This is a genomic window from Thalassobacter stenotrophicus, assembly GCF_001458315.1.
Taxonomy (GTDB): domain Bacteria; phylum Pseudomonadota; class Alphaproteobacteria; order Rhodobacterales; family Rhodobacteraceae; genus Thalassobacter; species Thalassobacter stenotrophicus.
Genome location: NZ_CYRX01000033.1, coordinates 583,106 through 605,771, shown reverse-complemented (window position 1 = coordinate 605,771; position 22,666 = coordinate 583,106). Strand labels below are relative to the sequence as shown.

The window sequence follows — 22,666 nt, the reverse complement described above, 5'->3', positions numbered from 1 at the left end:
GCTTGCTAGGCGGGGCCATGGATACACAACTCCCCACACTCCGCCTCAAACCCAAAGCTGATGCCAAGCGTATTCGTCACGGATTCCCTTGGGTTTACGGCGATGACATCGTCCTTGATCGCCGCAGCCGCAATTTGGTGCCGGGCGCCCTAGCCCTGCTAGAAGACAGCGAACGCAATCCCCTCGCGCTGGTCGCCGCAAACCCCGGCACACGTATTGTTGCACGGGTTCTGGACCTGAACCCCGAGACGCAGATTGACGCCGCATGGGTACACGCCAAGATTGCGCAGGCCTTTGCGCTGCGCAGCCGCTTGTTTGACGCCCCTTACTATCGCCTGATCCACGCCGAGGCCGACGGCCTGCCCGGTGTTATTGTCGACCGCTTCGATGACACGCTGGTCATTCAGCCCAATACCGCTTGGGCCGAGGCGAACTGCACGCTTCTGGCCAATGTCCTTGCAGAGGTAACGGGCTGCACATCGGTGTTCAAAAACGCCCAAGGCCGGGCGCGCGTGACTGAAGGATTGGACGATGTGAACGGCCCGTTGCTGGGCACGCCCCCCAGCAAAGTTGCCGTACCAATGAACGGCGCGACCTACATGGCCGACCTGATTGGTGGCCAAAAGACGGGTCTGTTCTATGACCAACGCCCCAGCCACGCCTTTGCCGCGCGCCTTGCGCCCGGTAGCCGGGTGCTGGACGTGTTTTCCCACGTCGGCGGGTTTGGTTTGGCGGCCCTTGCAGGCGGTGCTCAATCCGCGCTTGCGGTGGACGGGTCTGCCCCCGCGCTTGCACTCGCCGAAGAGGGCGCGGACGCCATGGGCCGCGCGGATGCCTTTAGCACGCGGCGCGGTGATGCGTTTGATGTCATGACCGAGCTCAGTGCTGCTGGCGAAACATTCGACCTTGTTGTCGCCGACCCGCCCGCCTTTGCCCCGTCAAAACAGGCCCTTGCAACAGGCCTGCGTGCGTATGAGCGAGTGGCGAAATTGGCCGCATCGCTCGTCGCGCCGGGTGGTTATCTGATCCTGTGTTCCTGCTCGCACGCGGCGGAGTTGTCGAAGTTTCGGGCCGCATGTGTCCGCGGCATGGGGCGGGCGGGCCGTCCCGGCGCACTGATCTACACCGGCTTTGCGGGCCCCGATCACCCGATGCATCCACAATTAGCAGAAACCGGCTACCTCAAGGCGCTCGCGTTCCATTGCCCATGAAGATCCTGCTGGACGCTTGCGTACTCTTCCCCACGGTCTTGCGCGAAATATTGCTCGCCGCGGCAGAGGAAACCCAGTTTGAGCCGCTTTGGTCCGCGCGTATCCTAGAGGAATGGGCGCGCGCGGCCCGCAAGATCGGCCCAACGGGTGAGGCGCAGGCCCGTGCGGAAATCGCGCTTCTTGCGGCGCGTTTTCCAAAGGCCAGCATCCGGGTTCATACAGGCACCGAGGCACGGCTTTGGCTGCCTGACCCCAATGACATCCACGTGCTTGCCGCCGCCATCGACGGACATGCCGACACTCTTATTACGCTGAATATCAAAGACTTTCCCCGCGCGGACCTGTTTGCTGAGGGTATTGCCCGCGAAACGCCAGATGCATTCCTATACGATCTGTGGCTCGCTCAGCCGGATGGGGTGGAGCGCGCCGTAGCCCGCGTCCACGCAGAGGCATCGCGCATTGAAGGAACCGCCCTAAACCGCCGCACCCTGCTCAAGCGCGCACGTCTACACCGCTTGGGCAAAGCTTTGGCGTGAGTTTCCCTTGCCCCCGGTGTAAAAAGGCCTCAAATCAGGGGAAATAACGCGCTGTCCTTGGGTTTTCACCCATCGATAGCTGACGTATAGAAAAGCGAATAGGCAAAAAGCGCGGCCCACCGCGAGGAGCATCCAACATGACCAAGACACATGACAGCGACGTAGCCTTTATCAAGGCTCTGGCCGAGCTTTTGCGGGAGAATGACCTGACCGAGCTGCAAGTAAAGCGCGACTACGCCGAGGACGACAGCCTCAACGTACGTGTGAGCCGCCAGATGATGGCCGCACCTGTTGCAACAGTCGCCGCAGCCCCCGCGGCAGCAGCCCCTGCTGCCAGCGCACCGGCCGCCCCCGCGGCAGCCCCGGTTTCTGCCCCCGCAGATCCAGCCCAAGACCCCGGCGCCGTCACATCGCCCATCGTTGGCACGGCGTATCTGTCGCCCGAACCCGGCGCATCCGCCTTTATTTCCGTCGGCGACACCGTGTCCGAGGGCCAAACGCTTCTGATCGTTGAGGCGATGAAAACAATGAACCAGATCCCCTCGCCCAAAGCGGGCAAGGTGAAACGCATCCTGATCGAGGACGGCGCGGCCGTTGAGTTTGGCGCACCGCTCGTGATCCTCGAATAAGGGACATCCGGCATGTTCAAGAAAATCCTGATCGCCAACCGCGGCGAAATCGCCCTGCGCGTAATCCGTGCGGCCCGTGAAATGGGCGTGGCGACTGTTGCGGTCCACTCCACGGCGGACGCTGACGCGATGCACGTGCGCATGGCCGACGAATCCATTTGTATCGGACCCGCCTCTAGCACCGACAGCTACCTGTCCGTGCCCGCGATCATTTCGGCCTGTGAAATCACCGGCGCCGAGGCGATCCACCCCGGCTATGGTTTTATGAGCGAAAACGCGAGTTTTGTTCAAGCGCTTGAGGACCATGGCATCGCGTTCATCGGCCCCACGGCCGAGCACATTCGCATCATGGGCGACAAGATCACGGCCAAGGACACGATGAAGGCGCTAGGCGTGCCTTGCGTGCCTGGCTCGGATGGTGGCGTGCCTGACTTTGAGACGGCGCAAGCCCTGTGTGATGACATGGGTTTCCCCGTCATCATCAAGGCAACCGCCGGTGGCGGCGGCCGTGGCATGAAGCTGGCCAAAACGGCCGAAGAGCTTGAGACCGCTTTCCGCACCGCCCGCGCTGAGGGCAAGGCCGCTTTTGGCAACGATGAGGTGTACATCGAGAAATATCTCGGCACGCCACGTCACATCGAAGTGCAGGTTTTTGGCGACGGAAAAGGCCGCGCGGTGCATTTGGGTGAGCGGGATTGTTCGCTTCAGCGGCGCCACCAAAAGGTGTTCGAGGAAGCCCCCGGCCCCTCCATCACGCCTGAGCAGCGCGCCGAAATTGGCCGCACCTGCGCCGAAGCTGTGGCCCGCATCAACTACGCGGGCGCAGGCACGATCGAGTTCTTGTACGAAAACGGAGAGTTTTTCTTCATCGAGATGAACACGCGTTTGCAGGTGGAACACCCCGTGACCGAGGCCATTTTTGGTGTCGATCTCGTGCGCGAACAGATCCGTGTGGCCGCAGGGTACGACATGTCGTTCCAGCAAGAAGACCTTCAGATCAATGGGCACTCCATTGAAGTGCGTCTCAACGCGGAAAAGCTGCCAAACTTCACCCCCTGCCCCGGCACGATCACTCAGTATCATGCGCCGGGTGGTTTGGGTGTACGGATGGACTCAGCGCTGTATGACGGCTACCGAATTCCGCCCTATTACGACAGCCTCATTGGCAAGCTGATCGTCCACGGACGTGACCGTCCGGAAGCATTGGCGCGTCTGCATCGTGCTTTGGGTGAGCTGATCATCGACGGGATCGACACCACAGTGCCCCTGTTTCACGCCCTGCTGGAAGAGAAAGATATTCACACAGGTGACTACACGATCCACTGGCTCGAAAAGTGGCTTGAAACCAACCTCGGCGGCTAGCCGGGGTTACTCTGCCGCCTGCTTGGCCAGCGCGCCAAGGGCGGCATCGACCTCTGCGGTCAACGCCTTGATTTCCTCAGTGGCAGGCGCATTCCGAGAGACCTCGGCCACGCCCAACCCTTTGCCCAAGCTTTCAGCATAGACCACTCGATTGGCCAACACTGTAGCTGCTGGGACGACGTCTAGTGCGCCCAATTGTTCTAACATTTTCGCGGCCAAGCGCGTGCCAGACTTGGCCCGGTTCAGCACTGCCATCACGACTTTGCCCTCCCGCGCAGCTAGCTCCAGCACACCTTCGGTGGCCCACATATCGACCTCACTTGCCGCAATTGGCACCACGACCAGCGAAGATGAACGCAACGCAGGCCGCATATCGCTGTCAATCTTGGGGGGAGTGTCGATGATGATGACGTCGTGGGTTTTGCGGTACTTGTCGACTTCATAAGCAACGCCCCACGCGCTGGCCGTAGAGAAATCAACGCCCGGTTCACCGCCCGTTTGTTCAAGTCGGGTCATAAACCACCGCCCAAGCGAGCCCTGAGCATCGCTATCGATCACCGCAACCTTGCGCCCCATTTGTGCGAAAGCGACGGCCAGATTGACGGACAAAGTGGTTTTGCCCGAACCGCCCTTTTGCTGTGCGACTGTGATGACCTGACCCGGCATGTCGATTCCCCATAACCCAAAATGCTGCGTTGCGGCATGGTGGAGGTGGGGACACGCCCTGTCAATGGCGGCGGTGACGCAGGGGGAACCCCGCGCCACCTGTTTGCTACTCTGCGGCTTCGAGATAAGCCTCTACCGGTGGACAGGTGCAGATCAGATTTCTGTCGCCTGCCACGTTGTCCACCCGGTTCACAGGGGGCCAATACTTATCGACGCGGAAGGCACCGGGTGGAAAACACGCCGCCTCACGCGTGTAGGGCCGATCCCAATCGCGCACGAGGTCTTCCATCGTGTGCGGCGCGTTTTTCAGCGGATTGTTATCGGCATCCATCGTGCCGTCCTCAACCTGAGCGATCTCATCTCGGATGGCGCGCAACGCAGTGATAAAGCGGTCCAACTCAGCCTTCGTCTCGGATTCAGTTGGCTCAACCATCAATGTCCCTGCCACGGGCCACGACATGGTTGGCGCGTGAAAGCCATGATCCATCAAACGCTTAGCGATATCATCAACGGTGATGTGGGCGCTGTCTGCAAAGGGTCGGGTATCTAGAATGCACTCATGCGCGATCCGCCCATTGCGTCCCGTGAACAGCACATCAAAGCTGCCCTTCAGCTGAGCCGCGATATAATTGGCCGACAAGATCGCGACTTTCGTCGCTTGGGTCAGCCCCTCTCCCCCCATCATCAAGCAATAGGCATGGCTGATCGGCAGGATCGAAGCCGAGCCGAACGGAGCAGCACTAACCGGGCCCCCGTCATCCGCGTCCATCCCAGTTTCCGGGTGACCGGGTAGATAGGGGGCCAAGTGCGCCTTTACACCGATTGGGCCCATGCCCGGTCCGCCGCCACCGTGCGGGATGCAGAACGTTTTGTGCAAATTCAGGTGGCTGACATCCGCGCCCAGCTCGCCGGGTTTGGACAGGCCAACCATCGCGTTCAGGTTGGCCCCATCAAGGTAGACCTGCCCGCCATAGGCATGCGTGATCTCACACACCTCGCGCACGGTCGTCTCAAACACCCCGTGGGTTGAAGGGTACGTGATCATGCACGCGGCAAGTTTATCGCCCGCGGCTTCCGCCTTGGCGCGGAAATCATCAAGATCGACATCACCGTTGTCAGCAGATTTCACCACGACAACCCGCATTCCCGCCATGTTCGCCGAGGCAGGGTTTGTGCCATGCGCAGAGGTCGGGATGAGGCAAATATCACGATCATCGCCCCGCGCGCGGTGGTAGGCCGCAATGGTCAAAAGGCCCGCATATTCGCCCTGCGCCCCGGAATTGGGCTGCATCGACATCGCGTCATATCCGGTGATCACGCACAGACGCTCAGCCAGATCATCGATCATCTCCTTGTAACCCTCGGCTTGGTCGGCGGGGGCAAAGGGGTGGATGTTTGCGAATTCGGGCCATGTGACCGGCATCATTTCCACGGCTGCGTTCAGCTTCATCGTGCAAGACCCCAGCGGGATCATCGCCCGATCCAGCGCCAAATCCCGATCCGCAAGGCGACGCATGTAGCGCATCATTTCCGCCTCTGCCCGGTTCATATGGAACGTTGGATGGGTCAGGTACTCGCTTTGCCGTTGCAGATCCGCGGGGATATCCAGCGCGTCCAAGCGGACCTCAGCGTCGATGCCAAAGGCGCGGGCCACCCGGTTCAAAATAGCCGTATCGGTCATTTCATCACAGGAAATCCCGATGGACGTGTCACCCACTTTCCGAAGGTTAATGCCCTCGGCCACGGCGGACCGCAGGATCACGCCCTGCATCGCGCCGACCTCAACGGTGAGGGTGTCGAACACATGTTCAGGCGCCACGTTGAACCCTGCGTCTTGCAGGACCGCCTTGAGCGCGCAGGCAGAGCGATGAACGTTTTGCGCGATGTGGCGCAGACCCTTGGGGCCGTGGAACACGGCAAAAAAGCTCGCCATGACGGCCAGCAACGCCTGCGCGGTACACACGTTTGACGTCGCCTTTTCGCGGCGAATGTGTTGTTCGCGGGTTTGCAGCGACAGGCGAAACGCCTTGTGGCCATGGCTGTCGACCGACACACCGACAATCCGGCCCGGCATATTGCGTTTGAACGTATCGGCACAGGCGAAAAAGCCCGCGTGCGGCCCGCCATAGCCAAGCGGCACGCCAAAACGCTGCGCGCTGCCAACGGCGATATCAGCACCCATCGCGCCCGGCTCTTTGAGCAGGCACAACGCCAAAAGGTCAGTGGCCACAATCCCGATGGCCTTTTGTGCCCGTAACGCGACCATTTCGGGGGTGAAATCGCGCAGATGGCCGTGGGTGCCGGGGTATTGGAAAATCGCACCAAACACGGCGGCAGGGTCCAGTGTGTCGGCAGGACCCACGATGACTTCGATGCCCAAAGGTTCGGCCCGGGTTTGCATCACGGCGATGTTCTGAGGGTGGCAGTTTTCATCCACAAAGAACGCCGTCGCCTTTGATTTGGACACCCGCTGCGCCATCACCATCGCCTCGGCGCAGGCTGTCGCCTCATCCAAAAGCGAGGCATTGGCAACCGGCAACCCCGTGAGGTCAGCCACCATGGTCTGGAAGTTCAAAAGCGCCTCAAGCCGCCCCTGCGCGATCTCGGGTTGGTAGGGGGTGTAGGCCGTGTACCACGCAGGGTTTTCAAGGATGTTGCGCTGGATCGCTGGGGGCGTGACCGTGCCATAATACCCCTGCCCTATCATAGAGGTCAGCACGGTATTTTTATCCGCAAGCCGCCGCATCTCGGCCAGAACCGCATGCTCGGTCATTTGTGGCCAAGGCAGCGGTTCGGCCTGACGGATGGCAGGTGGAAGCGTCTGGTCGATCAGATCATCAAGGCTGTCGACCCCTACGGCCTTGAGCATTTCGGCCATTTCCTCGGGCGAGGGACCGATATGGCGGCGGTTGGCGAAGTCATAGGTATCGTACTCGGTGATCTGCATGGGGCGCTCCATCTGCATGGGGGAAGGCGAGTGTTTTTAACCGATAAAGGCCTGATAAGCGGCCTCATCCATCATCTCATCCATTTCGGCGGCGGCGGGCGAGGTCATCTTGAAGAACCACGACCCCACGGCGTCGTCGTTTACGGCAGCAGGGTTGTCGACCAGCGCCTCATTGACCTCAACGATCTCACCGTCAAGGGGGGCCAGAATGTCGGAGGCGGCCTTGACGCTTTCGATCACGACGATCTCATCGCCTTTGGCAACCGTGGTGCCGACCTCGGGCAGTTCAACAAACACAACGTCGCCCAGCTGGGTGGCTGCGTGCTCCGTGATGCCAACGGTGATGACGTCACCATCGGCGTCTAGCCATTCGTGCTCTTCGGTGAATTTCATGGGGGTTCTCCTGATCTTAGCGCTTGTAGCGGGGTGTATGGAAGGGAAGCGTGGCAAGGGTCACGGGCAAACGTTTGCCCCGGACTTCGCCGTAAATCGTGGTGCCTGGGGCCAGCTCTGCGGGGACAATACCCATCGCAATCGGCGCGCCGACCGAGGGGCCAAAGCCGCCTGACGTGATCCGGCCAATTGGGGCTGTCGCATCAACCGAATGATAGAGCTCCACACCGGCGCGCATCGGGGCACGGCCCTCTGGACGCAGGCCCATACGAATGTTTGCAGGCCCGTCCATCAGTTCCTGAAGGAATGGCTCGGCCCCGGGAAAGCCGCCCGCGCGCGGCCCGCCCGCACGACGCGCCTTGGCGATGGACCAGCCGAGGCCCGCGACCACGGGGGAAATTTCAGGGGTCAGGTCTTGGCCATAAAGCGGCATCCCTGCCTCCAGCCGGAGGCTGTCGCGCGCCCCAAGACCGATTGGCGCCACAGCCGGGTGAGCCAGTAATGCACGGGCCAATTCTTCGGCCCGATCCTCGGGGACCGAGATCTCAAAGCCGTCCTCACCGGTGTAGCCGGAGCGTGAAATCCACAGCTCAGCCCCCATCCAGTCGAACATCTGGCTGTCCATAAACCGCATCTGTGCGACTGCGGGCAGCAAATCGGCCAAGACCGCCTCAGCCTTTGGCCCCTGCAGCGCCAGCAGCGCGCGATCGTCCAAAAGCGTGACCTCGCACCCAGACAGGCCAGCTTTGAGAATTTCCACATCCTGATATTTGCACGCACCGTTAACCACCAAATAGAAGTGATCACTGCGATTTGCGAACATCAGATCGTCTGCAACGCCCCCATCGGGCTGCATCAGCACACCATACCGTTGCCGCCCCGCCCCAAGGCCCGCGACATCCGCAGGGATCAAGCGTTCCAGCGCGCTGGCGGCATCCGCGCCGCGTACAATCACTTGCCCCATGTGGCTAACGTCGAACAAACCGGCCTCTGACCGGCAATGCAAATGCTCAGCCATGACCCCCATCGGGTATTGGACCGGCATAGAGTACCCAGCAAAGGGCACCATCTTGCCGCCCAATTCAGCATGCAACGCTTCTAGCGGCAATGGGTTCAGTTCAGACATAGGCGCCCCTTCACAGTTATCGCCACGATGCCGTGGCGGGTCCTGCCCCCTCTGTCCTATGCGCCTGAGATCGTTATCCCTTCGGCGGGCAATTGAATGCCTCTCTCCAGAGTTTTATCGTCACACGGTCCTTGGGCCTGAGAGTTTACCGGGGCGGTTGCTCCTTCGGCACTGCGGGTGCAGATTCTCCCGTGTGATGCGCCGTGGATAGGCGATCCATGAAATCCAATCAAGAGCGGCGCACAGCGCGCTACATGAAAAGGTGTCATAATGACCATGAACCACAACATGTTCTTCGGCTACGGCAGTTTGGTAAACCGGGCCACGCAAGATTACCCCGGTGTCAAACGCGCCACCGTGTCGGGCTGGCGGCGGGCTTGGCGGCACACGGGCGCGCGTAAGGTCGCGTTCTTAACCGCTGTCCCGTGTCCGAACACCCGGATTGATGGCCTCCTCGCAGAGGTGCCCGAGGGCGATTGGACCGCGCTGGATGCCCGCGAATGGGCCTATATCCGCGCCCCTGCAGAACCCGGCCGGGGCGCGCAAATCTATCATATCCCGGCCGATCTGCACGCAGCCCCCAGTCAGACGCATCCGATCCTGCTCAGCTATCTGGACGTGGTCGTGCAGGGATATTTGAACGAATTCGGAGAGACTGGTGTCGCACGGTTCTTTGCCACGACAGACGGCTGGGAGGCACCGATCATAAACGACCGCACCGCACCGCAGTACCCGCGCGCACAGCAGCTAAGCCCGGATGAAACGGCTCTGGTCGATGCGATGCTCAGCGACGTAGGTGCAACAGTGACATAAGCCGGGCTTGTCGCGCAAAGGGCGGGCGGGGGGCTGCCGGTGCACCTCCGCGCGCAATCACCCGGAGCGCCATCCACGCCGCCAATAGCCCAAATATCAACCCGCCTACGGCTTGCCCGATCAACACCCCCGGTGCGCCGAACAGCCAACCGCCCAGCGCGACCAACGGCACCGTCCCCAGTGTATGCCGCCCCCAGTTAAGCCACGTAGACGTGAACGGCTGCCCAAGGTTGTTGAACGCCGCGTTAGACACAAACAGCAACCCGTTGAAAAAGAACACAAGCGCGAGTGGCCCGCAGAACAGATAGACCAGCGTCAACGTCACACCCTGGGCCGAGAACAACCCCGCAATAAACGGGCGCAGCAGGTACAAAAGCACCGTCATACCCACCACGAACAACCCGCAAAACAAGACCCCGTCCAGAAAAGCGCGGCGAACGCGGGCGTGGTCTTTGGCTCCAAAATTCTGACCAATAATGGGGCCGATTGCACCTGACAGCGCAAAGATCACACCAAATGCCACAGGCGTCAGGCGCCCAACAATGGCCATCCCAGCCACAGCCTCTTCGCCATAAGCGGCCATGGAACGCGTGACCCAGGCCTGCCCCACCGGCGTGGCCAACTGGGTCAGGATCGCGGGCACTGCAATAGCCAGAATGGGCCGCAAGTCCGCAAGGAAAGACAAAACAGGCGGCAGTGTGAAGCCGCCATAGTGGCGCAAGATCGGGCGCAGTGCGAAGTAAGCAATCGTGAGCCGCGCCGCCACCGAGGCAAGCGCCGCCCCTGTCAATTCCAAGTCGAGGCCAAAGATCAGGATCGGATCGAGCACGGCATTCACCACCCCGCCCCAGATCGTTGCCATCATCGCGCGGCGGGCATCACCATGGGCGCGCAGGATCGCCCCACCCATCATGCCCAACATTAAAAACGGCAAGGATGGGACAATGATCGCAAGGTAATGCACCGCCAAATCCAGTGTCTCACCACTGGCCCCGACAAGCTGTGCGAGGGGCGCAAGAAACGCCCAAACCGTCGCGGCAAAAACTGCGCCGAAGCCAAACCCATAGATCAGCGCCGTGGTCGCGCGGCTTTGCGCCAATGCCACGTCGCCCGCGCCTAACGCCCGGGCCACCAAGGCCCCTGCCGCAATCGCCATCCCGATCCCGAACGAGGTCGTGAAAAACAAAATCGCGCCCGCATAGCCCACCGCTGCGGCCAACTCGGCCTTGCCGAGCATGGCGATGAAAATCATGTCGATGAAATCCACAAGGAACACCGCCATTAACCCGACGGAGGCCGTGAGAGACATGATGCTCACGTGCGCAAAAAGATTGCCGGATAGGAACTTGGCGGAGGAATTGTGTGCTGACATAGTTAACACCTACCGCGAAGGGGGGCCTGCGCGATAGGTTTAGCCCTGCACAGCCCCCTGTGCGGTCATGATCGCATTCAGCACGGCATCGGGCGTCAGAAGTTCTGGCAGGGCAATGCCCATAGGCGCGCCGGGACCGTAAACCATGTTGAAGGGAATGCCGTAGCGATCATGGCTTTTGAGGTAGTTCAGGATTGTATCGCTGGGCCGAGTCCAATCGGCCCGCATAAGGATCACGCTCTCCAAGGCTTCCGCCACGGCGCCCCGGTCCAGCACGAGGCTCTTGTTCGCCTTACAGGTGAGACACCAATCGGCGGTGACATCGACAAAAACAACCTCACCCGCCTCAGCACGGGCCATGGCCTCTGCCTCATCAAACACCAGCCACATGCTGTCGTCTTGGGCCATCGCGGTCGGAGCCGGCCAGAACAGCGGCAGCGCCATGGCCGCCGCAAACACCGCCACCGCAACAGGTAACGCCGCGCGCCGCCAGACCAAAACCACACCCCCGATCACCAAAATTGCCGCCAACGCCCCCGCCAGCCCCAGCCCCGACACGGCAGCAAGCACAGCGAGCAGCCAAAGAGCCGTCGCAGCCAGTAGCCCGCCCATGGCCCATTTGACCCACACCATCCATGGTCCGGGTTTAGGCAGGCGCGATAGCCAACCAGGCCGCGCGGCGATCAACAGATACGGCAGCGCCAGTCCCACGCCCAAAGCGGTGAAAATCGCTGCGACCTCGCGCGGGCCGTGGGTCATGGCATAGGTCACTGCTGTGCCCAAAAACGGCGCCGAACACGGTGTCGCCAGCAATGCAGCAAACGCACCTGTGGCAAAATCACCGCTCCACCCACCGCGCGCCTCGGTGCGGGCCATGCCCGTGGTCCAGCCCTGCGGCAAGGTGATCTCAAACAAGCCCGCCATGTTGGCAGCAAACAAAGCGATGATCGTAATCATCAAGCTGAGGAACACAGGGTTTTGGAACTGCATGCCCCAACCGAACGACGCGCCCGAAGCCTGCATCGCAATTACAATCGCCGCCAGCACCCAGAAAAACGCAATAACCCCCGCAGCCGACGCCAAAAACCCCGCACGGACCCGCGCCCGGCCCTGCCCCGCAGCGCCCAGCGCCGAGGTCAGCTTGATCGACAAAACCGGCAGAACGCAGGGCATGACGTTCAAAATCAAACCACCCAAAAGCGCGATGGCCAACATCCCGATCAGCGCGCCGGAGGCTTGCGGCCGCGGTGCCGGAACGTCCGCAAACGTAGACGCGTTTAGTGTCGCCGCGCGCGCGCCATCCGTGAAGGTAATCTGTAACCCGCCCTCTCCCTCAGCCAGAACCGGTAGGCGCGCCCACACTGACCGCCCGGCATCCGCAACGATAATCTCGGGCTTGCCAAAGCTCGCGTATTCACCCTGCTCGGGGAAAATATCAGGGCTGGTGAGGGGGCGATCGCTCTGCGCCGTGACGACGAGCGCGGTCGCATCGAGAAAGACCGTATCGAGGCGCAAGCCAGAGGCCCCGCCATCATCGGGGATGCGCGCCATCCATGTCGCGATCTGCTCGGCGGCTTTGGCGTCAATGCCCCCACCCGCGGGGAGGTCCAGCGACAAGGACACCGTCTCCGGGATGCAAATGTCAGCACAGACCAGCAAGGTCGCCTCCAGCGCGAGGCGGGCCGGCGCACCGGGGCGTTCGAGCTGGAGCTGAAGTGGAAAAAGCACCTCTGTCTCGTAGCCAAAATTCTCAATCTCAAAGGCGGTGAACCGCGTCGGCGCAGGATAGCTTAGCACAACATCGCGGATGTTTTCCGACCCATCCCAGCTGATCTGAGGCGGCAAACCTACTTCGCCGGGCGAGCGCCAATAGGTCTTCCACCCCGGCTCTAGCGTCACAAATAGCCCAGCCGTCAGCGCGGCACTGCCTGTCGGTACGCCGTCTTGCGCCGAGACAAGTTGCGCCGTGATCGTCCGTGTGGCCACCACATCGGACCCCGCCGCATAAAGCGGGAGGGCGAGGCAGGCCCACAGGGCAAAGAGGCACGCGCGGATCATGGGATATCGCTACCCCAAAGCCACGCCGCCCGAAAGACCTGCTGCCACCGGACACACACAGTTGTGACTGTGTGCATTGCGCGGGCCACGGGCGGTTTTGCTTGTGTCCCCCGCCGTTGCGAGGGAGACTACCGAAAACTGACATCCCCGAATGGAGACGACCCCATGTTCCGCGCGCTTATCCTGTCTGGTCTTTTGGCCCTGCCCACCACTGCAATGGCGCAGGATTTGTCCCCCGATGAGGTTAAGAAACTGGCGCTAGAAGCGATCCTTGAGAACCCCGAGATCGTGATGCAGGCCGTGGAAATTTTGCGCACCCGCGATGCGCAAGCCGCTGAAGCCGCAGCCCAAGAAACCCTGTCGCAGGGGCGTGCCGCATTGGAGCGTGACCCCAACGCGCCGGTGCTTGGGAACCCAGATGGCGATGTCACGGTCGTTGAGTTTTTCGACTACAACTGCCCCTACTGCCAACGCGCAGGCGAGCAGGTGAACGAAGCGCTTGGCTTGGATGACGGCATCCGCGTCGTGATGCGGGAATGGCCCATTTTGGGAGAAGGCTCTGTTTGGGCGGCACGGGCCGCGCTCGCGTCGCGCGCTCAGGGCATGTACCCTGAATTCCACCAAGCCTTGATGAACGCCCGCGCCCGTTTGGGTGAAACGACCGTGCTCAAAATCGCAGCGGACGTCGGGCTGGACGTCGAGCAATTGCGCACCGATATGGACGCCCCCGAAGTCACATCCCACATCGAAACCTCAATGCAGTTGGCTCAGCAGCTTGGGTTCAGCGGGACGCCATCGTTTGTTGTGGGTGAGACACTCGCCCCCGGCCTGATCACCAGCGCGCAGTTGCTAGAAATGGTCGATGAATTGCGCGCTGCACAGTAGCCCTTAGGCTCCGTGGGGGCGCATGGATCCAGTCACATTTTGGTGTGATTGATACAGATCAATGCCCCCACCGCTGATCGCGCCCTAATGGGATCGCAGCAGCGAGAAGGACCCTTGGCATGAGCCGCGAGTATCTAGTTTTGTGTAGTTTGTGTGCGGTCACCTTGGGGTTGGCCTGCGGTCTGGGTGCGTTGCTGATCGACAGCCAGTTACAAGTCATGGGGATGATACTTGGGCTGGCGTCAGGTGGTCCGGCAGCGTGGGTATGGCAGCGCCGTCGCCGGGCCACCGCACCGCGCCGCTAGGCGTCCAGAAACGCGCGAACCGCTGCCTCAAACTCACGCGGTTTTTCCGCATGCAGCCAGTGCCCCGCGCCCGGTATTTTCGCAAACCGCGCTTGGGGGAACAGCGCTTTGATCCGTGCGCGATGCTCCGGCAGGACATAATCGCTTTCAGCACCCGACAAAAAGAACGCTGGCCCATCATAGCGGCCTTCGATCGCTGGAAAGCCGATGATCTTGTCCATCTCTGCTTCAAGTGCATCAAGATTGAGCCGCCACCGTTTGCCTGCAACATCAAGCGATTGCAGCAAAAAGGCGCGCACACCTGGCTCCGGGATACTCGCCTCAAGCGCCTCAACGGCTTCGCTACGGCGGGTAATGTGGCTTAGGTCAAGCGCGCGCATGGCGTGGATCAGATGGGCTTGGGTATGGCCGTAGCCCACAGGTGCAATATCCGCGACAACCAAACGCCGAACGGCATTCGGAGCATTCAGCGCGCAAACCATTGCGGCCTTGCCCCCCATCGAATGACCGATCACATCGGCCTGCCCCCAGTTGGCGGTGATCACCTCGGACAGATCCTGGGCCAAGGCCGCATAGCTGTGATCGTCGGCGAACAGGCTATCGCCATGGTTGCGCATATCAACGGCCGCAACGGGGCCTCTATCCGAGAGGCGCTTGGCAATTACGCCCCAATTGCGGGCGGATCCAAACAGACCATGTGCGATCAATGTCGGCGCCGCAGCGCCCTGAGATGGAAGGTGTGTGGTAGCTAGCATAAATCTGACTTATCTTACCCGCTCCGGCACGGCCAGATACGTTTTGCGTCGGCCGGTGTGGGGCGCCGCTTAGGCCGCCGCATCCCCAAATTTACGGCCCCACCAGCGCGCGACACGGACCTGCACAGCGCGGATCAAGGCCAGCAGCCCCACCAACACGATGATATTGAACCAAGGGATCAACGTCACGTCCGGCCCTGCAACAGGCTTAAGAGAGGTCGCATTGGGGTAGATCGAAATCAGCGTGCTGCGCCAACCATAGTGGCGAACGGCAACCCATTGCGGTTCGGCCCGCGTAGAAATCACGGCCTGTGCATCAGCCTGCAAATCCGCACTATCGAATTTAAAATATGGGGGCCAGCCAACCCCGGTGTCCTCATTGCGGTACACCCGCGTGGTCCCATCTGCATCAGTTGTGTTGATCAAACGCAGGTCCCGGTTGACTGTCGACGCGTTGCCACTGTCGGCACCCGCATAGAACCAACTGTTTAGCCCGCTCACGTCCTGCCGAATAATCTCGGTCCCAGTCACAATCACAATATCGCGTTGGGGCAGCGTATAATGCAGACACGATCCCAAGATCGCGGCAAACAGCCCCCATAAAATCCACTTAATCACAGCCCTCAGTCCCCTTCCGGCATATTCAGCACAAATGCCAACACCGAAGTCGCCGCCAACGGGACGCAATAGACCCAAATCGCAAGGCGCTTCACCAGCCCCGGTATATAGTCGCCCAGATCGTTTTGCACGTAGGTATGTTCCGGCAGCGGCGGTTGCTTGGCCGTCCAAGCGGCCCTTGCGGCCTCAACCCGGCCCGCGCGAAAGTAGAAAAAGAGGCTGACGAACACCACCGTCAAGGCCGCCAGCATCAGCATCATCACTCGTATATTCAGCAGCATAGCCACCCCCTTTGCTTATCAGCACATAGGTCGGCGCGGCCTTTGCCGCCACCCCCTCTGGTCATTGGGTGGCAATTGCCTACACTCAGCCCGAACAGCACGGGGACCCCAATGTCCGATCCTCTTCTCCAAACCATCGAGGCCCGGCGCGACGATCTGATCGCGCTGACCCAAGACTTGATCCGTATTCCGACCCTGAACCCGCCGGGCGACAATTACCATGCAATCTGCGCCTATCTGGACGCCCGGCTCAGCGCGCATGGATTTACGACCGAGATGATCCGTGCCCAAGGCGCGCCCGCAGATAGTGAGACCCACCCGCGCTGGAACCTTGTAGCGCGGCGCGAAGGGGCCAGCCCCGGCGAATGCGTGCATTTCAACAGCCACCACGATGTCGTCACCGTGGGTGAGGGCTGGACCCGTGATCCGTTCGGGGGCGAACTGGAGGGTGACCGCATCTATGGTCGCGGCGCGTGTGACATGAAGGGCGGGTTGGCTGCATCCATCATCGCCGCAGAGGCGTTCATCGATACCCACCCCGAATTCTCTGGCGCTGTGGAAATCAGCGCAACGGCGGATGAGGAAACCGGCGGCTATGGCGGCGTCGCGTATCTGGCTGAGCAGGGGTATTTTGACCCCGAACGCGTGCAGCACGTCATCATCCCCGAGCCTTTGAACAAGGACCGCATTTGTCTGGGCCACCGTGGCGTTTGGTGGGCCGAGATTGAGACAAAGGGCCGGATCGCCCACGGCTCCATGCCATTCTTGGGCGATTGCGCGGTGCGCCACATGGGCGCCGTGCTAGAGGAAATGGAACGCACGTTGTTCCCGCTTTTGGCCTTAAAGCACACGGATATGCCGGTGGTGCCCGAGGGCGCGCGCAATTCGACTATGAATATCAATGCTATTCACGGCGGCGCGAATGAGCTGCCTGCGGATTACACCGGCTTCCCCTCTGCCTGTGTGCCAGACTCGTGTCGGATCACGATCGACCGGAGGTTCTTGATCGAAGAAAACATCGATGAGGTCAAAGCCGAGATCATTGCCGTCCTTGAGACGGTCAAATCCCAACGCCCTGAGTTCCGCTATGATCTGCGTGAGTTATGGTCCGTCACCCCCACCATGACCGATGAGTACGCGCCGGTGGTGCGCACGGTCCAAGACGCCATCGCCCAAGTATTGGACACGCAGGCGCAATTTGTTGTCTCTCCCGGAACCTATGATCAAAAGCATATCGACCGGATTGGGCGGCTCAAGAATTGTATTGCCTACGGGCCGGGCATCCTCGATCTGGCGCATCAGCCGGACGAATGGGTGGGTGTGCAGGATATGCTCGATAGTGCCAAGGTCATGGCCCTTTCACTTCGGGCGCTATTGGTTGAACCCGTGCAGGCGTAGCCTATGACTACCCCCGGCGGGCACTGAAAAAATCCTGCAACAACGCCTCAGAGGCGGCGGCATTTATACCATCGTAGACCTCGGGCACATGATGGGTCTGCGGATGACCAAACACCCGCGCGCCCTGGGCCACACCGCCTGATTTTGGATCAGACGCCCCATAATACACCCGTGCAATCCGCGCGTGGCTGATCGCCATGGCGCACATAGCGCAAGGTTCCAACGTAACGTAAAGATCGCAATCAGTTAATCGTTCTTGGTTAAGCGCGGCACATGCCGCTCGGATCGCAAGGATCTCGGCGTGAGCGGTGGGGTCATTACGTTCCCGCGTGCGGTTGCCCTCCACCGCCAAGACCTTGCCATCCTTGGATAAAACGACCGCGCCCACGGGCACCTCGCCGCGCGCACCTGCGGCTTTTGCGGCCTCTAGCGCGGCCTCCATGTGGGATCGAAACGACATGCCGCAGACTTGCCGAAACCCCGCCCCCCGCGCAAGACGCTTTCCAAGCGCACACTTGCGCGATAAGGGAGGCGCATGTCCAACACATCCCCCTCCAAAAGCGCGCCTCCCGGTGACCGCATTGCCAAGGTGATTGCCCGCGCAGGCATCGCCTCGCGCCGCGACGCCGAAGTTATCATTGCTGAAGGCCGCGTCACGGTTAACGGGCAAGTCATTGAAAGCGCCGCACTTAACGTGACGGACGAGGATCGCGTTGCTGTTGATGGCGTGCCTCTTGCACCGCCGGAACGTGCTCGCCTGTGGATGTATCACAAGCCCACCGGCCTTGTGACCACGACCCGCGATGAGCAAGGCCGTGAAACAGTGTTTGACGCGCTGCCCGACGATTTGCCACGGGTGATGACTGTGGGGCGGCTGGATCTCAACTCTGAGGGGCTGTTGCTGCTGACCAACGATGGTGAGTTGAAACGCCGCCTTGAGCTGCCCTCAACCGGGTGGCTGCGCCGCTACCGCGTCCGCGTGCGCGGCACGCCGACAGAGGCACAACTTGAAGCGATGCGCGGAGGCCTAACCGTTGAAGGCGAACGCTTTGCCCCCATGCAGGTGGCGTTTGACCGCCAACAGGGCGGCAATGCTTGGCTGACGCTGGGCCTGCGCGAAGGAAAAAACCGTGAAATTCGGCGTGCCATGGAAAGCCAAGGGCTTTTGGTGAACCGTCTGATCCGGTTGAGTTATGGGCCGTTTCAGCTGGGCACACTGGCGATCGGCGAGATTGAAGAGGTCCGCACGCGTGTGCTGCGTGACCAACTAGGAGAGCCCGAGATGGCCGACGAAACCGAAACCCGCGCACCGGGCAAACCCGGCCCCGGTGGCCGCAAACCCGGCGGAAAACCTGCTGGCAAATTCGGCGGGAAGCCCGCTGGAAAGTTTGGCGGAAAGCCCGGTGGGCGCCCAGGTGGCAAGCCTGGTGAAGATCGCGGTGACCGCCCAGCGCGCAAACCATACGGCAAGCCCGGTGAGGACCGTGGCGACCGCCCCGCGCGCAAACCATACGGCAAGCCCGGTGAAGACCGTGGCGACCGTCCAGCGCGCAAACCATACGGCAAGCCCGGTGAAGATCGTGGCGACCGCCCTGCGCGCAAGCCATACGGCAAGCCCGGTGAAGATCGTGGCGACCGCCCCGCGCGCAAGCCATACGGCAAGCCCGGCGAAGACCGTGGCGACCGTCCCGCGCGCAAACCATACGGCAAGCCCGGTGAAGACCGTGGCGACCGTCCCGCGCGCAAACCATACGGCAAGCCCGGTGAAGACCGTGGTGACCGTCCCGCGCGCAAGCCATACGGCAAGCCCGGCGAAGACCGTGGCGACCGTCCCGCGCGCAAACCATACGGCAAGCCCGGTGAAGACCGTGGTGACCGTCCCGCGCGCAAACCATACGGCAAGCCCGGTGAAGACCGTGGCGACCGTCCCGCGCGCAAACCATACGGCAAGCCCGGTGAAGACCGTGGTGACCGTCCCGCGCGCAAGCCATACGGCAAGCCCGGTGAAGATCGCGGTGACCGCCCCGCGCGCAAGCCATACGGTGAGGATCGTGGCGATCGGAAACCTTTTGGCAAAGACCGTCCTGACAATGACCGATCCGCCCGGCGCGAAGCCGAACAAGCGGAAAGAGCGGAGAAAAAGAAGCAGTTCCTCTCGAACCCCGGCATGTCATTGCGCAAGGACGCGAAGGGCGCGCCAAAACGCGGCAGCGCGCGCAAAGGTGGCGCCAAGTCACCCGGTGCAGGGTTCTATGGTTCGCGTGATCTTAGCTCGAAAAAACCGACAAAACCCTGAGGCTTAGGCCTCAGGTTCTTCCTCAATCGCGTAAACCGTGAATAGTTTGGTTTGCGTGAAAAAGAACGCAAAGATCGCGATGGGTACGCCAAACGTGTCGACCGTCACATAGACTTCGGTCGACAGGCTACGCCACGCGATCTCATTAAAGACGGCGAGGCCCGCAAACAGCATCGCAAAGCGTTTTGTCAGGATAAGCCACCCCTCACGTTGCAAGGGGATCAGGTCTTCCATCAAGTATTCAAGATAGCTGCGCCCCCGTGCCAAGCCCAAAAACAGGATCGCGGCAAAGATCGAAAACATAATCGTGGGGCGGATTTTGATGAACCGCTCGTCATTGAACCAAAACGAGATGCCGCCCGAAAAAATCACCAAAATCGCCGTCAGCACCTGCATCTTGGACAGTTTGCCCGACAGCGCCCACAAGATCGCCGTAGCCGCTAGAATGACGGGAATGAACGCCACCGTCACCGCGATGAAGCCCCCGTATTCCGTCCCATTGATGAGAAACGTCTCATCCTTGAAATACATGTAGGCCCCAAAAAACGCGAGAACCGGCCCCGTTTCCAAAAGGAATTTCAGCGTACCGTTCACGGTGCGCCCCTCAGATTGGACAACAGGTTTGGGCGCGGGTTCGGGCTGGGTCATATCGGCTTCTCCATGGATTTAGTCTGACCTAGGCCCGGCGGCGCGGAATATCCACCCCTAGCTGCCAAGCTCGATGAACACGGCACCCAACGCGATCAAACACATAAGCGCGATCCGGCGCGGCCCGACGGTGTCCTTTAGGATGAGCCAGCCGATCAGGGCAGCAAAAACGATTGAGGTCTCGCGCAGGGCTGCGGCCTCCCCGACCTTGCCCAACCGCGTCGCCAAAAGCACTGAGCCGAACGAGCCATAGGCCACAAAAGCGCCAATCACACCGCGTGTAAACAGCGGCCGCCATTCAGGCGTCGCCACGCGCCCCCGCGCGTGCAGCCAAACCCACAGCACCGGAAAATCGAGCGAGCAGAGAAAGAAGAACCACACGACAAACGTGAATGGATTGGGCGTTGTGCGGATCGCGAAGGCGTCAAAGGTTGTGTAGGCCGCAACCATCATCCCCGTGAACACCGCCATGCCAAGCGCTGGTAAAAGCGAACCACGATCCTTGACCAAATAGAGGATGTTATAAAGCGCGAGGCCAAAGATACCGGCCAACAAACACCCCAGCCCAAACCATTGCAGGGGAGCGAAGGTTTCACCAAAGATCAGCCATGCGCCAAAGACCGCAAACAGCGGCGCAGTACCGCGCACAACAGGATAAACAACGGTAAACGCCCCCCGTTGGTAGGCCGCCGCCATGCCAGATTTATACAGAAAATGGATGACCAATGCGCCCGCAAACAACCACCACTCTTGGCCGTGGGGCCACGGCACGACAAACAACGCAAACGGCACCGAGATAAGGACAAGGCAAACGTCTATCGCCGCCCGGGTCGTCCAAGGATCAAACCGCCCCTTCTGCATCGCGCCAAAAATCGCATGCAAAAGCGCCGCAAACAGCACAAGCAATAAGGCGACCTGCTCGCCCGCTGACGTCCCCTCAACCGCGAGGATCCACGCGCTCATGTGGCGTCAGGCATCTAGGCCTGTCAGTGCTCTTGCGAAGTCTTCTGGATCGAAGGCTTGCAGATCGTCAATCTGCTCTCCTACGCCGATGGCATGGATAGGCAGGCCGAATTTATCTGCCAAAGCCACCAAAACACCGCCCCTTGCGGTGCCATCCAGCTTTGTCATCACAAGGCCTGACACATCCGCCAGTTTCTGGAATGTCTCCACCTGAGAGATCGCGTTTTGACCAGTCGTAGCATCAAGAACCAGCAAGGTGTTATGCGGCGCAGAGGGGTCCTTTTTGCGGATCACACGCACGATCTTGGCCAACTCCTCCATCAAATCGGCGCGATTTTGCAATCGCCCAGCCGTGTCGATCATCAGCAAGTCGGCGCCATCTGCCTCGGCCTTACTCATTGCATCAAACGCCAACGAAGCGGGGTCCGAACCCTCAGGCGCTGTCAGAACCGGAACGCCGGCCCGATCCCCCCAGACCTGCAATTGCTCCACTGCTGCGGCACGAAACGTATCACCTGCGGCAATCACAACGGACTTGCCTGCCGCACGAAACTGACTGGCCAGCTTGCCAATCGTCGTCGTCTTACCCGAGCCATTTACACCCACAACCAACACGACCTGAGGCTTCTTGGGGTACAAAGGCATCGGCTTGGCAACGGGTTCCATGATCGCCGCAACCTCAGAGGCCATAAGCCCTTTAATCTCTTGCGTAGAAAGCCGCTTACCCATCCGGCCCTCAGCCATATTAGCCGTCACGCGCAACGCGGTATCGACCCCCATGTCTGCCGTGATCAGCAGCTCTTCCAGCTGCTCCAACATCTCATCATCAAGCGCACGGCGCACCACAGTCTTGGCCTCACCCCGGCCTAAAATCCGGCCCAACAAGCCGGGCTTGGGGGATGCCTCTGCTGCGGCTCTCGCCTCCTCGGCGCGGCGCTCCTCAGCCTCAACTCGCGCGATGCGAACAGCCTCCACGCGGTCAGCTTCAATTCTGGCCGCCTCTGCTGCTCTGCGCTCTTCCGCATCAGCCTCCTGCGCCAATACCCGCGCAGCCTCTGCGTCCTCAGCCTCACGTTCTAAACGGGCCGCTTCTTCCTCAAGCCGAGCGCTCTCCGTCGCCAACCATTCCGCTTCAGCACCCAAATCTACGTCGGCAGTCGCCTCAACCGCGCCACCGTCTTCAACGATAGCATCCAATCCCTCCTCCAACTTAGAGGAGCTCTTGAACATTCGTTCCTTGAGTTTCTTGAAAAATGCCATCGCCCAGACCGTTCCTACCGTCGCCTACGGCGCTCACATCTAATACGAGCACGCACGGTTTGAAAGCCACCGCGTCACTCAGCCTCCTTTGTTCCCAAAATACTCCGGGGGAGGCTCCGGCACGGAGCCGGGGGCAGCGCCCCC

The 22,666-nt window shown here is 60.9% G+C and carries 22 protein-coding genes and 2 riboswitches; of the genes, 9 read left to right on the top strand and 13 right to left on the bottom strand.

Features of this window, described 5'->3' with window-relative positions:
• The first annotated feature begins 17 nt into the window (after positions 1-17).
• The 4 genes from THS5294_RS17450 (at position 18) to accC (ending at position 3,738) form a co-directional block, all read left to right on the top strand.
• A complete protein-coding gene (locus tag THS5294_RS17450; protein ID WP_058124808.1) occupies positions 18-1,211 on the top strand; it encodes an RSP_2647 family RNA methyltransferase in 1,194 nt (397 codons plus the stop codon).
• On the top strand, positions 1,208-1,747 hold the full coding sequence (locus THS5294_RS17445) for an RSP_2648 family PIN domain-containing protein (RefSeq protein WP_058124720.1): 540 nt from the start codon (positions 1,208-1,210) through the stop codon (positions 1,745-1,747). The genes THS5294_RS17450 and THS5294_RS17445 overlap by 4 nt, the downstream gene beginning before the upstream one ends.
• Before the next feature lie 137 nt (positions 1,748-1,884).
• The gene (accB, locus tag THS5294_RS17440; protein WP_058124719.1) at positions 1,885-2,376 is read left to right on the top strand and encodes an acetyl-CoA carboxylase biotin carboxyl carrier protein; all 492 of its coding nucleotides are present in this window, start codon (positions 1,885-1,887) and stop codon (positions 2,374-2,376) included.
• A gap of 12 nt (positions 2,377-2,388) precedes the next feature.
• Positions 2,389-3,738, top strand: a complete 1,350-nt coding sequence (gene accC, locus THS5294_RS17435; RefSeq protein ID WP_058124718.1) for an acetyl-CoA carboxylase biotin carboxylase subunit — start codon at positions 2,389-2,391, stop codon at positions 3,736-3,738.
• A gap of 6 nt (positions 3,739-3,744) precedes the next feature.
• On the opposite strand, the gene parA is transcribed toward accC, so the two are convergent.
• From parA to gcvT, 4 genes are all read right to left on the bottom strand, one after another.
• Positions 3,745-4,404 carry a ParA family partition ATPase gene (gene parA / locus THS5294_RS17430; protein WP_058124717.1) on the bottom strand — a complete coding sequence of 220 codons (660 nt, stop codon included), beginning with the start codon at positions 4,402-4,404 and terminating at the stop codon, positions 3,745-3,747.
• 106 nt (positions 4,405-4,510) lie between these two features.
• Positions 4,511-7,351 carry an aminomethyl-transferring glycine dehydrogenase gene (gene gcvP, locus THS5294_RS17425; protein WP_058124807.1) on the bottom strand — a complete coding sequence of 947 codons (2,841 nt, stop codon included), beginning with the start codon at positions 7,349-7,351 and terminating at the stop codon, positions 4,511-4,513.
• Between the two features lie 36 nt (positions 7,352-7,387).
• A complete protein-coding gene (gene gcvH, locus THS5294_RS17420; RefSeq protein ID WP_038004914.1) occupies positions 7,388-7,744 on the bottom strand; it encodes a glycine cleavage system protein GcvH in 357 nt (118 codons plus the stop codon).
• A gap of 16 nt (positions 7,745-7,760) precedes the next feature.
• The gene (gcvT, locus tag THS5294_RS17415; protein WP_058124716.1) at positions 7,761-8,870 is read right to left on the bottom strand and encodes a glycine cleavage system aminomethyltransferase GcvT; all 1,110 of its coding nucleotides are present in this window, start codon (positions 8,868-8,870) and stop codon (positions 7,761-7,763) included.
• 49 nt (positions 8,871-8,919) lie between these two features.
• Positions 8,920-8,982, bottom strand: a riboswitch (glycine riboswitch).
• A 3-nt stretch (positions 8,983-8,985) separates the two neighbouring features.
• A riboswitch (glycine riboswitch) is annotated at positions 8,986-9,072 on the bottom strand.
• 74 nt (positions 9,073-9,146) lie between these two features.
• On the opposite strand from gcvT, the gene THS5294_RS17410 reads away from it, so the two are divergent.
• The gene (locus tag THS5294_RS17410; RefSeq protein ID WP_058124806.1) at positions 9,147-9,683 is read left to right on the top strand and encodes a gamma-glutamylcyclotransferase family protein; all 537 of its coding nucleotides are present in this window, start codon (positions 9,147-9,149) and stop codon (positions 9,681-9,683) included.
• On the opposite strand, the gene THS5294_RS17405 is transcribed toward THS5294_RS17410, so the two are convergent.
• A complete protein-coding gene (locus THS5294_RS17405) occupies positions 9,655-11,055 on the bottom strand; it encodes an MATE family efflux transporter (RefSeq protein WP_058124715.1) in 1,401 nt (466 codons plus the stop codon). The genes THS5294_RS17410 and THS5294_RS17405 overlap by 29 nt on opposite strands.
• 39 nt (positions 11,056-11,094) lie before the next feature.
• A complete protein-coding gene (locus THS5294_RS17400; RefSeq protein ID WP_058124714.1) occupies positions 11,095-13,113 on the bottom strand; it encodes a protein-disulfide reductase DsbD family protein in 2,019 nt (672 codons plus the stop codon).
• Positions 13,114-13,278: 165 nt separating this feature from the next.
• On the opposite strand from THS5294_RS17400, the gene THS5294_RS17395 reads away from it, so the two are divergent.
• Positions 13,279-13,998, top strand: a complete 720-nt coding sequence (locus THS5294_RS17395; RefSeq protein WP_058124713.1) for a DsbA family protein — start codon at positions 13,279-13,281, stop codon at positions 13,996-13,998.
• A gap of 119 nt (positions 13,999-14,117) precedes the next feature.
• The gene (locus THS5294_RS17390) at positions 14,118-14,303 is read left to right on the top strand and encodes a hypothetical protein (RefSeq protein WP_038004902.1); all 186 of its coding nucleotides are present in this window, start codon (positions 14,118-14,120) and stop codon (positions 14,301-14,303) included.
• Here THS5294_RS17390 and THS5294_RS17385 read toward each other — a convergent pair.
• The 3 genes from THS5294_RS17385 to THS5294_RS17375 all read right to left on the bottom strand — a co-directional run bounded on the left by THS5294_RS17385 (position 14,300) and on the right by THS5294_RS17375 (position 15,957).
• The gene (locus THS5294_RS17385) at positions 14,300-15,058 is read right to left on the bottom strand and encodes an alpha/beta fold hydrolase (RefSeq protein WP_058124712.1); all 759 of its coding nucleotides are present in this window, start codon (positions 15,056-15,058) and stop codon (positions 14,300-14,302) included. The two genes, THS5294_RS17390 and THS5294_RS17385, sit on opposite strands and share 4 nt — an antisense overlap.
• Before the next feature lie 69 nt (positions 15,059-15,127).
• A complete protein-coding gene (locus tag THS5294_RS17380) occupies positions 15,128-15,676 on the bottom strand; it encodes a DUF1523 family protein (RefSeq protein WP_058124711.1) in 549 nt (182 codons plus the stop codon).
• Between the two features lie 5 nt (positions 15,677-15,681).
• Entirely contained in the window at positions 15,682-15,957 is a 276-nt protein-coding gene (locus THS5294_RS17375; protein WP_058124710.1) for a hypothetical protein, read from the bottom strand.
• A gap of 111 nt (positions 15,958-16,068) precedes the next feature.
• Between THS5294_RS17375 and THS5294_RS17370 the strand changes: the two genes are divergently transcribed.
• The gene (locus tag THS5294_RS17370; protein WP_058124709.1) at positions 16,069-17,355 is read left to right on the top strand and encodes an acetylornithine deacetylase/succinyl-diaminopimelate desuccinylase family protein; all 1,287 of its coding nucleotides are present in this window, start codon (positions 16,069-16,071) and stop codon (positions 17,353-17,355) included.
• 7 nt (positions 17,356-17,362) lie between these two features.
• On the opposite strand, the gene THS5294_RS17365 is transcribed toward THS5294_RS17370, so the two are convergent.
• Positions 17,363-17,815, bottom strand: coding sequence for a nucleoside deaminase (locus THS5294_RS17365; protein WP_058124805.1), 453 nt, complete (start codon positions 17,813-17,815; stop codon positions 17,363-17,365).
• Positions 17,816-17,890: 75 nt separating this feature from the next.
• On the opposite strand from THS5294_RS17365, the gene THS5294_RS17360 reads away from it, so the two are divergent.
• Complete coding sequence (locus THS5294_RS17360) at positions 17,891-19,651, top strand: pseudouridine synthase (protein WP_082645070.1); 1,761 nt, start codon at positions 17,891-17,893, stop codon at positions 19,649-19,651.
• Positions 19,652-19,654: 3 nt separating this feature from the next.
• On the opposite strand, the gene THS5294_RS17355 is transcribed toward THS5294_RS17360, so the two are convergent.
• The 3 genes from THS5294_RS17355 to ftsY are packed head-to-tail and all read right to left on the bottom strand — an operon-like array spanning position 19,655 to position 22,522.
• The gene (locus tag THS5294_RS17355; protein ID WP_058124708.1) at positions 19,655-20,299 is read right to left on the bottom strand and encodes an inner membrane-spanning protein YciB; all 645 of its coding nucleotides are present in this window, start codon (positions 20,297-20,299) and stop codon (positions 19,655-19,657) included.
• A 57-nt stretch (positions 20,300-20,356) separates the two neighbouring features.
• A complete protein-coding gene (locus tag THS5294_RS17350; RefSeq protein WP_058124707.1) occupies positions 20,357-21,262 on the bottom strand; it encodes an EamA family transporter in 906 nt (301 codons plus the stop codon).
• A gap of 6 nt (positions 21,263-21,268) precedes the next feature.
• Complete coding sequence (gene ftsY / locus THS5294_RS17345) at positions 21,269-22,522, bottom strand: signal recognition particle-docking protein FtsY (RefSeq protein WP_058124706.1); 1,254 nt, start codon at positions 22,520-22,522, stop codon at positions 21,269-21,271.
• Positions 22,523-22,666: the final 144 nt, after the last annotated feature.